The sequence below is a fragment of the Comamonas granuli NBRC 101663 genome (assembly GCF_000739995.1).
Taxonomy (GTDB): domain Bacteria; phylum Pseudomonadota; class Gammaproteobacteria; order Burkholderiales; family Burkholderiaceae_C; genus Simplicispira; species Simplicispira granuli.
Map to the genome: position 1 here is coordinate 260,077 of NZ_BBJX01000005.1, position 14,506 is coordinate 274,582.

10 protein-coding genes are annotated in these 14,506 nt (G+C 69.7%); 2 read left to right on the forward strand and 8 right to left on the reverse strand.

Annotated elements, in window-relative coordinates; translation table 11 throughout:
* Positions 1-256: 256 nt before the first annotated feature.
* From CGR01S_RS06770 to dapC, 6 genes are read right to left on the reverse strand one after another with little or no spacing between them, the layout of a single operon-like run.
* Positions 257-2,281 (reverse strand): ABC-F family ATP-binding cassette domain-containing protein, encoded by a 2,025-nt coding sequence (locus CGR01S_RS06770; protein WP_042424167.1) that lies wholly within the window; start codon positions 2,279-2,281, stop codon positions 257-259.
* Positions 2,278-3,213: a 50S ribosomal protein L3 N(5)-glutamine methyltransferase gene (prmB, locus tag CGR01S_RS06775; protein WP_042424169.1), complete on the reverse strand. Its 936-nt coding sequence runs from the start codon at positions 3,211-3,213 to the stop codon at positions 2,278-2,280. Before prmB ends, CGR01S_RS06770 begins: the two co-directional genes overlap by 4 nt.
* Positions 3,210-4,397, reverse strand: a complete 1,188-nt coding sequence (gene dapE, locus CGR01S_RS06780; protein ID WP_042424172.1) for a succinyl-diaminopimelate desuccinylase — start codon at positions 4,395-4,397, stop codon at positions 3,210-3,212. The genes prmB and dapE overlap by 4 nt, the downstream gene beginning before the upstream one ends.
* A gap of 17 nt (positions 4,398-4,414) precedes the next feature.
* Positions 4,415-5,584 (reverse strand): PilT/PilU family type 4a pilus ATPase, encoded by a 1,170-nt coding sequence (locus CGR01S_RS06785; RefSeq protein WP_042424175.1) that lies wholly within the window; start codon positions 5,582-5,584, stop codon positions 4,415-4,417.
* A 46-nt stretch (positions 5,585-5,630) separates the two neighbouring features.
* Complete coding sequence (dapD, locus tag CGR01S_RS06790) at positions 5,631-6,455, reverse strand: 2,3,4,5-tetrahydropyridine-2,6-dicarboxylate N-succinyltransferase (protein WP_042424177.1); 825 nt, start codon at positions 6,453-6,455, stop codon at positions 5,631-5,633.
* The gene (gene dapC, locus CGR01S_RS06795) at positions 6,452-7,666 is read right to left on the reverse strand and encodes a succinyldiaminopimelate transaminase (RefSeq protein ID WP_042424179.1); all 1,215 of its coding nucleotides are present in this window, start codon (positions 7,664-7,666) and stop codon (positions 6,452-6,454) included. Before dapC ends, dapD begins: the two co-directional genes overlap by 4 nt.
* A gap of 164 nt (positions 7,667-7,830) precedes the next feature.
* Here dapC and CGR01S_RS06800 point away from each other — a divergent pair, with 164 nt between their 5' ends.
* Positions 7,831-9,351 carry a methyl-accepting chemotaxis protein gene (locus tag CGR01S_RS06800; protein ID WP_042424182.1) on the forward strand — a complete coding sequence of 507 codons (1,521 nt, stop codon included), beginning with the start codon at positions 7,831-7,833 and terminating at the stop codon, positions 9,349-9,351.
* A gap of 30 nt (positions 9,352-9,381) precedes the next feature.
* Here CGR01S_RS06800 and CGR01S_RS06805 read toward each other — a convergent pair whose 3' ends face one another.
* Positions 9,382-10,071 carry an RnfABCDGE type electron transport complex subunit B gene (locus CGR01S_RS06805; RefSeq protein ID WP_042424186.1) on the reverse strand — a complete coding sequence of 230 codons (690 nt, stop codon included), beginning with the start codon at positions 10,069-10,071 and terminating at the stop codon, positions 9,382-9,384.
* On the reverse strand, positions 10,068-11,411 hold the full coding sequence (locus CGR01S_RS06810) for a polyhydroxyalkanoate depolymerase (RefSeq protein ID WP_042424188.1): 1,344 nt from the start codon (positions 11,409-11,411) through the stop codon (positions 10,068-10,070). The genes CGR01S_RS06805 and CGR01S_RS06810 overlap by 4 nt, the downstream gene beginning before the upstream one ends.
* Before the next feature lie 367 nt (positions 11,412-11,778).
* Between CGR01S_RS06810 and CGR01S_RS17190 the strand changes: the two genes are divergently transcribed.
* Entirely contained in the window at positions 11,779-14,502 is a 2,724-nt protein-coding gene (locus CGR01S_RS17190; protein WP_042424190.1) for a bifunctional diguanylate cyclase/phosphodiesterase, read from the forward strand.
* Positions 14,503-14,506 lie beyond the last annotated feature (4 nt).

Genomic DNA, 14,506 nt, shown 5'->3' on the forward strand with positions numbered 1-14,506 from the left:
CGGGGGCACGCTTGCGGTCGCGCTCGTCTTCGGGCCAGGCGTTCAGGGTGAAAAAGGTGTTCATGGCAAAAAGCTCCGTTGATGGCTCTACAACGCAGCGCCGTGCGCAGCCGTTGACAGCCCGGCAGGCTTTTTTTGCACGTCTCGTGCCGCCCATTTTGCTCCTGAAAGCGTAGCTGCCAGCGCTTGCTGCAAAAGCCCTGGAGGCCAAAAACACCCGAAATTCAGCACGGCCGCGGTGCGCGTGCCGGCTTTTTCAGGCGCTTGCGCTGTCGATCTCGCTGGAGAGCTCCAGCCAACGCTCTTCGAGCGCGGCCGTCTCGTCGTTTGCCGCTTTGAGGCGGCGGCCGCAGTCGGCGATGTCGGCGCTCACCAGGGGCTCGGAGAGACGCTGCTCCAGCGTGCTGCGCTCCTGGGCCAGCTCGGCCAGGCGGCGGTCGATGCGCTCGAGCTCCTGCTTGAGCGGGCGCAGCTTTTGCGCCAGCGCCTGGCGCGCCTGGGCCTCCTGGCGGCGCTGCTCGCGCGGGTCGCGGGCGGCGGCCGGCGTTTCAGGCGCTTTTTGCCCCTCAGCGCTTGCTGGCTGCGCGCTGGCAGCTACGGATTTTGCCGTCGATGATGCGCTGCCAAGCTCTGCCGCCAGGCCTGCGGCGCGGGCCTGCTCGCGCAGGCGCCGGGCCTCGTCGAGCAGGTAGCGCTGGTAGTCGTCCAGGTCGCCGTCGAACGGGCCCACCGCGCCGCGGCCCACGAGCCAGAACTCGTCGCACACGGCGCGCAGCAGGGCGCGGTCGTGGCTCACCAGCATGACGGTGCCCTCGAACTCGTTGAGCGCCACCGACAGCGCATCGCGCGTGGCCAGGTCCAGGTGGTTGGTGGGCTCGTCGAGCAGCAGCAGGTTGGGGCGCTGCCAGACGATCATGGCCAGCACCAGGCGCGCCTTTTCGCCGCCGCTCATGCTGCCCACGCTTTGCTTGACCATGTCGCCCGTGAAGTTGAAGCTGCCCAGGTAGTTGCGCAGGTCCTGCTCGCGGCTGGGTTCGCGCGCCTCGGCGCCGAGCTCGCGCGCCAGGCGGATCATGTGCTCCAGCGGGTTGTCGGCGGGGCGCAGCACGTCCAGCTCCTGCTGCGCGAAGTAGCCGATGGCCAGGCCCTTGCCCTCGGTCACGCGGCCTGCCAGCGGCGCCATCTGCCGGGCAATGGTCTTGACCAGGGTGGACTTGCCCTGCCCGTTGGCGCCCAGAATGCCGATGCGCTGGCCTGCCATCACGCTGCGCTGCACATGCTGCAGGATGGTGGTGGGCGTGCCGTCCTCGGCGCGGTAGCCGAAGCTGGCGTCGTCGATCACCAGCATGGGGTTGGGCAGATTGCTGGGCTCCTTGAATTCGAAGGTGAATTCGGCCTCGGCGAGCACGGGGGCGATGCGCTCCATGCGCTCGAGCGCCTTCACGCGGCTTTGTGCCTGGCGCGCCTTGGTGGCCTTGGCCTTGAAGCGGTCGATGAACTTCTGCAGGTGCGCGATCTTCTCCTGCTGGCGCGCGTAGCTCGCCTGCTGCAGTTCGAGTTGCTGCGCGCGCAGCTCCTCGAAGCGGCTGTAGTTGCCGCCGTAGCGCGTGAGCCGGGCGTTCTCGATGTGCAGGGTGACGTTGGTCACCGCGTCGAGGAACTCGCGGTCGTGGCTGATGACGACCAGCGTGCCGCTGTAGCGCTGCAGCCAGGCTTCGAGCCACACCAGTGCGTCCAGGTCCAGGTGGTTGGTGGGCTCGTCGAGCAGCAGCAGGTCGCTGGGGCACATGAGCGCGCGCGCCAGTTGCAGGCGCATGCGCCAGCCGCCGGAAAAGCTGTTGACCGGCTGCTGCAGCTCACCCACCTTGAAGCCCAGGCCCAGGATCAGCGCCTGCGCGCGTGCCAGGGCGTCGTGCGCGCCGGCGTCGTGCAGGTCGCTGTGTGCCTGGGCAATGGCCATGCCGTCGTCACCTGCCTCGGCCAGCGCCAGCCGGGCCTGGGCCTCGGCCAGCCGCGTGTCGCCGGCGACGACGAAATCGCTGGCCGACTCCTCCGTCTCGGGCATGTTCTGCGCCACCTGCGCCATGCGCCAGTGCGCCGGCAGCTCGAAGTCGCCACCGTCCTCATGCAGGGAGCCATTGAGCAGGGCAAACAGGCTGGACTTGCCGGCGCCATTGCGCCCCACCAGCCCCACGTGTTCGCCGGGGTTGATGGTGGCGCTGACGCCGTCCAGCAGCACCTTGGCGCCGCGGCGCAAGGTGATGTTCTTGAGATTGATCATTCAGGAAGGGAAAAGCAGGAGAGGGCCGCACGCTCCACCAGCAGCACCTGGTCCTCGCCGGCGCTGGTGTCCAGCCAGAAGACGGGCAGTTGGGGAAACGCAGCCTCGAAGTGCGCGCGCTCGTTGCCGATCTCCAGTACCAGCACGGCGTGTTCGCTCATGCGGGCCGGGGCGGCGTGCAGCAGGCGGCGGATGAAGTCCATGCCGTCCGTGCCCCCGGCCAGGGCCAGGGTGGGCTCGGCGCGGTATTCCGGTGGGAGCTGCGCCATGCTGGCGGCGTTGACGTAGGGCGGGTTGCACAGGATCAGGTCGTAGGGGCCGGGGCAGGCGGCCAGCCCGTCGCTGTGCAGCAGGCGGATGCGGTGCTGCAGGCCGTGGCGCTCGACGTTGATGCGGGCCACGGCGAGGGCGTCGTCGCTGATGTCGGCGGCGTCGATGTGGATCTCGGGCCAGGCCATGGCGGCGAGCACGGCAAGGCTGCCGTTGCCCGTGCACAGGTCGAGCACGCGCTGCGTGTGTGCGCCCAGAAAATCGTCGAAGCCGCCGTCAGCGATCAGCTCGGCGATCAGGCTGCGCGGCACGATGGCGCGCTCGTCCACGTAGAAGGGCACGCCCTGCAGCCAGGCCTCGCGCGTGAGGTAGGCGGCGGGCTTGCGGCTGCGGATGCGTTCTTCAAAAAGTGTAGCTACCAGCGCTTGATCGGCGGGCGCTACAGGCCTGTCTTCTATGGAGCCGGGGTCTTCGCCCAGGGGGCTGTCGAGCGGCAGGCCCAGGCGCCAGAGCACCAGCCAGGCGGCTTCGTCGCGGGCGTTGGTGGTGCCGTGGCCGAAGGACACGCCGGCGGCTTCGAGCAGGCGCGCGCCGGCGGCGACGAGCGCGCCCACGGTGGCGCCTTGCAGCGCCGGCAGGGCGGTGGGGCTGGCGCTGCTCATGCCGGGGCGCCTGTGCGGGCCAGGGTGCTCAGGTGGGCAAGCGTGCGCCGGTAGATGTTCTTGAGCGGCTCGATGTCGGCCAGCGCGATGTGCTCGTCGATCTTGTGGATGCTGGCGTTGGGCGGGCCCAGTTCGATCACCTGCGGGCACAGCGTGGCGATGAAGCGCCCGTCGCTGGTGCCGCCCGTGGTGGACAGTTCGGTGGCCAGGCCGGTTTCCTCGGCGATGGCCTGCTGCACGGCCTGCACCAGCTCGCCGGGCGTGGTGAGGAAGGGCTCGCCGCCCAGGGTCCACTGGAGTTCGTATTCGAGCTCGTGGCGGTCGAGCACCGCCAGCAGGCGCTGCTTGAGGTCTTCGGCCGTGGATTCGGTGCAGAAGCGGAAGTTGAAGTCGATGACCACCGCACCGGGGATGATGTTGCTCGCGCCCGTGCCGCCGTGGATATTGCTCACCTGCCAGCTCGTGGGCGGGAAATGGGCGTTGCCTTCGTCCCAGCGCATGGCGACGAGCTCGGTCAGCGCCGGGGCCACCTGGTGGATGGGGTTGCGCGCCAGGTGCGGGTAGGCGATGTGGCCCTGGATGCCGTGCACGGTGAGCTTGCCGCTCAAGGTGCCGCGGCGGCCGTTCTTGATCATGTCGCCGGTCTGGCGCACGGAGGTGGGCTCGCCGACGATGCACCAGTCCAGCCGCTCGCCGCGCGCGCGCAGGCGCTCGACAACGATCTTGGTGCCGTCCACGGAGGGGCCTTCCTCGTCGCTGGTGAGCAGCAGGGCGATGTCCATGCCGGGATCGGGTGTGGCAGCGAGGAATTCCTCCACCGCGACGATGAAGGCGGCGATGGAGGTCTTCATGTCGCTGGCGCCGCGCCCGTAGAGCTTGTCGCCCCGCACGGTGGGGGTGAAAGGCGGGCTGCCCCATTGCTCCAGCGGGCCGGTGGGCACCACGTCGGTGTGGCCGGCAAATACTATGGTTTTGATAGCTGCTTGCGCTTGATGGGCAGGCGCTGCACTGCGTTTTGCCCATAAATTGCTGACGCGGAAACTGTCCGGCCCGCTGTCCATGCGTTCGCAGACAAAGCCCAGGGCCTGCAGGCGTTCGGTGATCAAGTCCAGGCAACCGGCGTCGCTGGGGGTGGTGGAGGGCCGGGCGATGAGCGCCTGGGCCAGTTGCAGGGTGGAGGACATGGAAGAGGGGTGGGGAATCAGGCGCCGGGCTTGATGTCGAGCACGATTTCGGTGAAGGAGGGAGCGTCGTCCTGCGCCTGCGCCTCGCGCGCTTCCTTGTGCGCCTGCGCGGCCTTGGCGGCGAGCGAGAAGTCGTTCTGCAGGCGCCACATCAGGTTGGTCGGCGAGTCGGCGTAGGCCAGGCCTTCCTTGCGGTCGATGCGGTTTTCCATGATCAGGCGCGCCAGGTCTTCCTCGAAGGTCTGCGAGCCCTCGGCCATGGACTTTTCCATGGCTTCGCGCACGCCGGAGAAGTCGCCCTTCTCGATCAGCTCGGCCACGAGCTTGGTGTTGAGCATGACCTCGACGGCGGGCAGGCGCTCGCCAGCGGCGGTGCGCACCAGGCGCTGCGAGATGATGGCCTTGAGGGCCGAGGACAGGTCGCCCAGCAGCGTGGGGCGCACCTCGACGGGGTAGAACGACAGGATGCGGTTGAGCGCCTGGTAGCTGTTGTTGGCGTGCAGCGTGGCCAGGCACAGGTGGCCCGACTGGGCGTAGGCAATGGCGGCGGACATGGTCTCGCGGTCGCGGATCTCGCCGATCAGGATCACGTCCGGCGCCTGGCGCAGGGCGTTCTTCAGCGCAATCTGCAGCGACTGGGTGTCGCTGCCGACCTCGCGCTGGTTGACGATGGACTTGCGGTTGCGGAACTGGTATTCCACCGGGTCCTCGATGGTCAGGATGTGCCCGGACATCAGGCTGTTGCGCTTGTCGATCATCGCCGCCAGCGAGGTGCTCTTGCCCGAGCCCGTGGCGCCCACCACCAGGATCAGGCCGCGCTTTTCCAGGATCAGGTCACCCAGCACGGGCGGCAGGCTCAGCTCGCTGAGCTCCGGCACCTGCTGGCTGATGAAGCGGATCACCACGGCGTAGCTGCCGCGCTGGCGCATGGCGCTGACGCGAAAGCGCCCCACGCCCGTGAGGGGCACGCCCATGTTGAGCTCGCCGGTTTCCTCCAGCTCCTCGATGCGGTCGGGGGGGACGATCTCGGCGAGCAGGTTCTTGGGCGCTTCGGGCGGCAGGATCTGGCTGTTGATCTGCACGCATTCGCCGTTGATCTTGATGAGCGCCGGTGCGTTGGCCGAGAGGTACACGTCCGAGGCCTTCTTCTCGGCCATCAGGCGCAGGATGCGTTCCATCGTGCTCATGCTGTCTCCCTCCGTGGTGGTGCTGCGCTGGCGCGGGTGGTGCGGCTCAATCGCGCAGCAGGTCGTTGATGCTGGTCTTGGCGCGCGTCTGCGCATCGACGCGCTTGACGATGATGGCCGCGTACAGGCTGTAGCGCCCGCCGTCCTTGGGCAGGCTGCCGCTGATGACCACCGAGCCTGCCGGAATGCGCCCGTAGCTGACCTCGCCCGTGGCACGGTCGTAGATGGGGGTGCTCTGGCCGATGTACACGCCCATGCTGATGACGGAGTTCTCCTCGACGATCACACCCTCGACGATCTCCGAGCGCGCGCCGATGAAGCAGTTGTCCTCGATGATGGTCGGGTTGGCCTGCAGGGGTTCGAGCACCCCGCCCAGGCCCACGCCGCCCGAGAGGTGCACATGCTTGCCCACCTGCGCGCACGAGCCCACGGTGGCCCAGGTGTCCACCATGGTGCCCTCGTCCACGTAGGCGCCGATGTTCACGTAGCTGGGCATGAGGATGGCGCCGCGCCCGATGAAGCTGCCGCGGCGCGCCACCGCGGGGGGAACGACGCGCACGCCCGTGGCCGCCAGGGCCTCGGCGCCGAGGCCGCCGAACTTGGTCGGCACCTTGTCGTAGAAGCCCAGGTCGCCCGCCTGGATGGGTACGTTGTCTTGCAGCCGGAAGGACAGCAGCACGGCCTTCTTGATCCACTGGTGCACGCTCCACTGGCCCACGCCCTCGCGCGTGGCCACGCGCAGGCGGCCGCTGTCGAGTTCGGCGAGCACGTGCTCCACGGCCTCGCGCACGTCGGCAGGGGCGGAGGCGGCGGAGAGGCTGGCGCGCTGCTCCCAGGCGCTTTCGATGGTGTTCTGGAGTTGTTGGCTCATGATTGCCGGGATGGGTGGGATTGGATGAACTGGGCGATGCGCTCGGCAGCCTGCACGCACTCGGCGGTTTCGGCCACCAGCGCCATGCGCACGCGGCCCGCGCCCGGGTTGACGCCGCCCGATGTGCGTGCCAGGAAGCTGCCGGGCAGCACCGTGACATTGTATTGAGCCAGCAGGGCGCGCGCGAATTCGGTGTCGCTCATGCCCAGGTGCGGGGGCACGCCCGCCCAGAGGTAGAAGCCGGCATCGGGCAGGCGCACGTCCATCAGGGGAGCGAGCAGGGGCGTGACCTGGGCGAACTTGGCGCGGTACAGGGCGCGGTTGTCCACCACATGCTGTTCGTCGTTCCAGGCGGCGATGCTGGCCGCCTGCACCGCCGGGCCCATGGCGCTGCCGTGGTAGGTGCGGTAGAGCAGAAAGTCCTGGACGAGCCGCGCATCGCCCGCCACGAAGCCGCTGCGCAGGCCTGGCACGTTGCTGCGCTTGGACAGGCTGGTGAAGGCCAGCAGCCGGCGAAAGTCGCTGCGCCCCAGGCGCGCGGCCGCCTCCAGGCCGCCCAGCGGGGGCTCGCCCTGGAAGTAGATCTCGCTGTAGCACTCGTCCGAGGCGATCACGAAGCCATGGCGGTCGGACAGGGCGAACAGCTTTTCCCACTCGGCCAGCGGCATCACGGCGCCCGTGGGGTTGCCCGGGGAGCAGACGAACAGCAGTTGCGTGCGCTCCCACACGGAGGCCGGAACGCTGTCCCAGTCCACGGCGAAATTGCGCGCCGGATCGCTGGGGGCGAAGTAGGGCGTGGCCCCGGCCAGCAGCGCCGCGCCCTCGTAGATCTGGTAGAAGGGGTTGGGGCACACGACCGTGGGCTGCGGGGCGCCGGCGTCGATGACGGTCTGCGCAAAGGCGAACAGGGCCTCGCGCGAGCCGTTGACGGGCAGCATCTGCGTGTCGGGGTCCAGCGCCAGGCCGTAGCGGCGCTGCAGCCACCCGGCAAAGGCCTGGCGCAGGCGCGGCTCGCCCAGCGTGGAGGGGTAGCGGGCCAGGCCCTCCAGGCCGGCCACCAGGGCGTCCTGGATGAACGGCGGCGTCGCGTGGCGCGGCTCGCCGATGCCCAGGCTGATCGCACGGTGCTGGGGAGAAGGGGTGACGGAGGCGAAAAGCTGGCGCAGCCGCTCGAACGGATAGGGCTGCAGCCGGGAGAGCAAGGGATTCATGGTGCGCCATTATGAAAGATGGCGCGGCCCCGGCACGGCGCCGCCCGGGCCGGCGTGTAAGTTCAATGAAGGCTGGAGTTTCGACAATGGCCCACCCTTGCCGCCAGTGGCCCGCTCCCCGCCCCGCGCCACTGCCCTGCCGACATCACACCAAAGGATTGCCCATGGAGACTCATGATGCGCCCGCGCTGCTGCGGCCGGGGCTGTGGCTCATGCGCCGGTTCCGCCTTGCAGGGCAGTTGGCGCTGGTGGGGGTGGCGGTGCTGGGCCTGCTCGCCTTGCTGGCGCTGCTGGATCTCGCGGGCGCTGGCAGTGCCTGGTTCTGGCTGGTGCGCGGCGGCGGTGCGCTGGTGCTGCTGTACCTGCTGTGGTCCCTGCACGCCAGCCTGCACGGCGGGCTGCGGCAACTGGCGCAGCACATGGAGCGCTCGGCGCGCGGCGACCTGTCGGTGCACGTGGCCAGCCAAGGGCAGGACGAGGTGGCCGAGCTCATGCGCCTGCTCGACCGCATGGTGCAGACCCTCTCGGCCATGGTGGCCGACATCCGCAGCAACGCCGCACTGGTCGCCCAGGCCGGGCAGACCCTGGGGCGCGACAGCCGCGCGCTGTCCGAGCGCACCGAACAGCAGGCCGCCAACCTGGAGCAGACCGCCGCCAGCGTGGAGCAGATGGTGGGCACGGTGCAGGGCAATGCGCAGAGCGTGCGCGCTGCCGACGAGCGCGCCGCCCGCGTGAGCAAGGACGCCGCCGAGGGCGCGCGCGCCATGGAGCTCGCCGTGCAGTCGGTGCAGGCCATCCAGCAGAGCGCACGGCGCATGAACGAAATCATCGGCGTGATCGACGGCATCGCCTTCCAGACCAATATCCTGGCCCTCAATGCCGCCGTGGAAGCCGCGCGCGCCGGCGAGCAGGGCCGCGGCTTTGCCGTGGTCGCCTCCGAGGTGCGCACCCTGGCAGGGCGCTCGGCCGAGGCGGCGCGCGAGATCCGCAACCTCATCGGTGCCTCGGTCGGGCAGGTGGAGACCAGCGCCGGCCTGATCGGCTCGGCCGGCCAGGGCATGGCCCAGATGAACGACGCCATCCGCTCGCTGGCCGGTACCCTGTCCGAGATCGCCTCGTCCGACACCGAGCAGAGCACGGGCCTGCAGGAAATCGCCACGGCGGTGCGCCAGCTCGACCACATCACCCAGCGCAATGCCCAGATGGTCGAGCACGCCGTGGCGCATGCGGCGGCGCTGGAGGGGCGCGCCAGCACCCTGGCGCGCGCGGTGGAGAGCTTTCGCCTGCAGCAGGGCACGGCCGACGAGGCCATGGCGCTGGTCGCCCAGGCGGCCGACCTGCACCGCCGGGTGGGGCGCGAGCAGTTCCTGCGCACGCTCACCGACCCCGCCCAGCCCTACCACGACCGCGACATGTACGTCTTCGCGCTCGATACCCAGGGCACCTACCTGGCCTTTGGCGGCAACCCGGCCAAGGTGGGCACGCGGGTGCGCGACATTCCCGGCATCGAGGGGGACCGGCTGGTGCACGACATCATCGCCCAGGCCGACCGCGAGCCCGGCTGGGTGGAGTACGGCATCCAGAACCCGGCCACGGGCACGGTGCAGACCAAGATGTCCTACGTCTGCCTGCTGGGCGACCTGTACGTGGGCTGCGGCGTCTACAAGACCCTGGCCGGCCGCTGAATAAGGCGGACTCTGCTGCGGCGGCCGCGTTCAGGCGGCGCCGCGCAAGGCCCGGGCGCGCGCCAGGGCCGCGGCTATGGCCGCCTGGCGTGCGCCGGCGTCGGTGGCGGGGGCCGGCTGGGGCTCCTGCGGCGTGGGTGGGGCCGGCTCTGCCACGGCGGGCGCCGGCGGCGGCGGCGGTGGCTCTGGCGCGGCCAGGCGGGCGCTGCGGCGCGCATAGCGCTCGCGCGCTTGTTCGGCCTGGGCGGGCGACCAGGCCGCCCAGCCCGTGGCCGTGCCGCTGGCGTTGTAGGGAATGATGCAGTCGACCGGACAGGCGGGGATGCACAGCTCGCAGCCCGTGCAGTCCTGGGGCAGCACGGTGTGCATGTATTTGCTGGCGCCCACGATGGCGTCGACCGGGCAGGCCTTGATGCACAGCGTGCAGCCTATGCACCAGTCTTCGTCGATGCGCACCAGGCTGCGCGGGCCTTCGTTGCCGCAGGCCGGGTCCAGGGGTAGCACCGGGCGGCCGGTGAGGGCGGCGAGCTGCTGCACGCCCTGCGCCCCGCCCGGCGGGCAGCGGTTGATGGCCGCTTCGCCTGCGGCCATGGCCTGGGCGTAGGCCGCGCAGTCGGCATAGCCGCAGCGCTGGCACTGGGTCTGGGGCAGGGCGTCCAGCAGGCGCTCGGCCAGGGAGGCCGCAGGCGGCCGGCCGGGCGCTGGCGCGCGCGCGCTCATGGGGTCTTGGCGGGCCGCTTGCGCGCGGGGGGGGCCGCGGGGGCCTCGGCCGTGGCGGCCGGTGCCGGGGCGGTGGCCGCCTGGTGTTCGCGGATGAAGTCGCGCACCTGCGGATATACCAGCTCGCGCCAGCGCCGTCCGCTGAAGATGCCGTAGTGGCCCGCGCCCGGCACCTCGAGGTGGCGCTGCTCCTTGCTGGCCAGGCCGGTGCACAGCTCGTGCGCGGCGCTGGTCTGGCCTATGCCGGCGATGTCGTCGAGCTCGCCCTCGATGGTGAGCAGGGCGCTGTGCGTGATGTCCTGCGGGCGCACGCGCTCGAGCTGACCCTCGGGCGAGCGCACATCCCAGGTGCCGTGCATCAGGCGGAATTCCTGGAACACCGTCTTGATGGTTTCCAGGTAGTAGTGGGCGTCCATGTCGAGCACGGCGTTGTATTCGTCGTAGAACTTGCGGTGCGATTCGGCGCTGCTGTCGTCGCCCTTGATCAGGTTCTTGAAGTAGTCGTAGTGGTTCACCGCGTGGCGGTCCGGGTTCATGGCCACGAAGCCCGCATGCTGCAGAAAACCGGGGTACACGCGCCGGCCGGCGCCGGGGTAGTTCTCGGGCACGCGGTAGATCACGTTGTTCTCGAACCACTCGTAGCTGCGCTCGATGGCCAGGTTGTTCACGGCGGTGGGGGTTTTGCGCGCGTCGATGGGGCCGCCCATCATGGTCAGCGACAGGGGCGTGGTCTCGCCGCGGCTGGCCATGAGGGAGACGGCCGCGAGCACCGGCACCGTGGGCTGGCACACGCTCACGACGTGGCAATTGCCGTAGATGCCCTGCAGGTGGCGGATGAAGTCCTGCACATAGTGCACGTAGTCGTCGAGGTGGAAGTCCCCTTCGGACAGCGGCACCATGCGCGCGTTCTTCCAGTCGGTGATGTAGACCTTGTGGTCGCTGAGCATGGTGCGCACGGTATCGCGCAAGAGCGTGGCGTAGTGGCCCGACAGCGGCGCCACGACCAGCACCACGGGCTGGGTCTTGAGCAGCTCCAGCGTCTTGGGATCGTCGGAGAAGCGCTTGAAGCGCCGCAGTTCGCAAAACGGCTTCTCGATCTCCACGCGCTCATGGATGGCCACCTCCACGCCGTTGACCGGCACCGTCTTGATGCCGAACTCGGGCTTCTCGTAGTCCTTGCCCAGGCGGTAGAGCAGGTCGTAGGCGGCGGAAATGCGCTGCGCCAGCGGCAGTTTCTGGAAGGGCGACAAGGGGTTGCTGTAGAACTTCGAGGCTGCGCGCGCAAAATCGGCAAAGGGCTCCATGAAGGAGCGCTGGGTTTCGAAAATCTGGTAGAGCATGGAAAAATCTCTTATGTTGCAGTGCAATATAGCAGCATTTGTTTACGTTTGCAGGCCGTGAAACCCCGGGGATGGCGTCGCCGGCGTGACAGAGGTCAAGATGCACTCTGCGCTCTCCAACCGGTAGTGCTATTGGAATGAGAGCTGCTGGCGCTTGATGGTTAAGCGTTTGAGCCTGTTTTGGCATCAATTTCTCACGGCCAGGCGCCCGCCGCGGCGCAGCGCGCGCGGCCGGTGGGCGCAGGCGCCAGCGCAGGCTGCGGCGCTCCGACCATAATGGGCTCTGGCGTTTCTCTTTTTCTGTATTTTCCCGCACCGCTGCGCGGCCCATGGTGGTGCCGCTACCGGCGCGAACCCGCCCTTTTGCATGTCTCCAAGCCCTGCCTCAGCCGCCGAACTGCCGCCCGCCGCCGCGGGCCGCTGGGGCCGCCCCGGCTGGACGGCGGCCATGCTCACGGCGGTGCTGCTGTGCCTCACCCTGGCCTACTGGTACGCCGAGACCCAGGCCGAGCGCAGCCGCCGGCAGCAGGCCTTCACCCAGGCCGTGGACCGGATCGCCTTCAGCATCAAGGGCCGCATCGACACCTACCAAATGGTGCTGCGCGGCGTCAAGGGCTACTACGACGGGTCGGAGCAAATCGACCCGCACGAGTTCCACGCCTACGTGGATGCCCTGAACCTGCAGGACGCCTTGCCAGGCCTGCAGGGCATCGCCTACATCCGGCGCTTCACACCGGAGCAGGCGCAGGCCCTCACCGACCTGCGCATCCAGCCCGGCGGAGAGCGGGCGCAATACCTGCTCATCACGCACATCGAGCCGAACGACGACATCAACCGCCGGGCGCTGGGCTATGACGTCTCCACGGTCCCCGGCGCACTGGAGGCCCTGGAGCGCGCGCGCGACACGGGCGAGCTGGCGCTGACCGCGCCCATCCCCCTGCGCCAGTACACCGCGGCCAGTGAGCGCCTGGGCATGGTGATGTACCTGCCCCTGTACCAGGGGGGCGTGCTGCCCGGCTCGGTGCCCGAGCGGCGCGCGCGCATCGTGGGCTGGGTGTCGGCGCCGTTTCGCATGCAAGAACTGTTGCAGGGCATGCGTCCGCAACTGGACCGCGACATCGACCTGGCCATCTACGAGGGCGACACCCTGGACCCCGCGCGGCGCCTGACCCCGCCGGCCAGCCTGCCCGACACCGATCTGCAGGAGACGCGCTGGATGGAGCTGGGCGGGCGCCGGTGGACCCTGGTGATGCGCCCGCTGCCCGGCTTCGAGGAGCGCCTGCAGGACAGCTCCGGACCGGGCATGGCCGCCCTGCTGGGCGCGGTGCTGAGCCTGCTGGTGGGCGGCCTGGCCTGGGTGCTGGCCACCGCGCGCGAGCGCGCCGTGGCGCTGGCGCTGCGCATGACCGACACCCTGCGGCGCACGCGCGACGACCTGCAGGGCACGCTCAACGCCATCCCCGACCTGCTGTTCGAGCTCGGCCCCGATGGCCGCATCCACCACTGCCGGCCGGGCAGCGCGGCGCAGTCCCTGCCGGTCGCCGGCCTGGTCGGCCGGCGGCTGCAGGACGCTGTGGCCGAGGGCGATGCCGCTGCCTGCCGTGCGGCGCTGGAGGAGGCGGCGCGCAGCGGGCATGCGAGCGGCCAGGCCTTGCGCCTGGAGCTGGCCGGCCAGGCGCACTGGTTCGACCTGTCCGTGGCGCGCAAGGCGGCCGGGGCGCCGGGCCAGGAGGCGCAGCTCATCGCCCTGGCGCGCGACATCACCGAGCGCAAGCAGGCCGAGGCGCGCACCCACCAATTGGTCTATTTCGACACGCTCACGGGTCTGCCCAACCGGCGCATGCTGCTCGACCGGCTGGCCCACGCCCTGGCGTGGGCGCGCAGCGCGCACGAGGTGGGCGCCCTGCTGTTCATCGACCTGGACAACTTCAAGCAGATCAACGACGCGCGCGGCCACCGCTTCGGCGACATGCTGCTGAACCAGGTCGCGCAGCGGCTGGGCGGCCTGCTGCGGCCCGGCGACACGCTGGCGCGGCTGGGGGGCGACGAATTCGTGCTGCTGCTCAACGACATCGCGCCCGATATGGAGAACGCCGGCCGCGGTGCCCTGCTGAGCGGGGAGCGCGTGCGCGCCGCGCTGGAGGAGCCCTACAGCATCGAGGCGCACGCCTACAGCAGCACGGCCAGCATAGGCATCACCCTGTTTCCCAAGCACGGCGAGGGCGTGGAGGACCTGCTGCGCGAGGCCGACACGGCCATGTACCGTGCCAAGGACCTCGGGCGCAACCGCATCTGCTTCTACGAGGAGGCCATGCAGGCCGACGTGCAGGAGCGCCTGGCGCTGGAGCAGGACCTGAAGAAGGCCGTGGGCGCGGGGGAACTGGCGGCCTACATCCAGCCCCAGGTGCGGCCCGACGGCACGGTGGAGGGCGGCGAACTGCTCATGCGCTGGAGCCACGCAGTGCGCGGCCCGGTGCCGCCTGCGCGCTTCATCCCGGTGGCCGAGTCTTCGGGCCTGATCCTGCGCATGGGCGACTGGATGCTGCAGCAGGCCTGCGAAACCCTGGCCCGCTTGCAGACCGCCGGGCGCCTGGTGTCGATTTCGGTGAACGTGAGCCAGCGCCAGTTCCGGCAGGAGGATTTCGTCGAGCGCCTGCGCGCCATGCTGGAGCTGACGGGCGCGCCGCCCGACCACTTGATCCTGGAGGTGACCGAGAGCCTGCTGATCGACGACCTGGACAACACCATCGCCCGCATGACCGAGCTGGTGCGCATGGGCCTGCGCTTTTCCATCGATGACTTCGGCACCGGCTACTCCAGCCTGGCCTATCTCAAGCGCCTGCCGTTGTACGAGCTCAAGATCGACCGCAGCTTCGTGCAGGACGCGCCGGACGACCCCAACGACACGGCCATCGTGCAATCCATTCTGTCGGTGGCGCGCCACCTCAAGCTGCGCGTGGTGGCTGAAGGGGTGGAGACGCAGGCGCAGGCCGACTTCCTCACCGCCAGCCACTGCGACGGCCTGCAGGGCTACCTGTTCGGCCGGCCCGAACCCCTGGGCGCCTGGCTGCAGCGGCAGCTCGCATCCTGAGGAT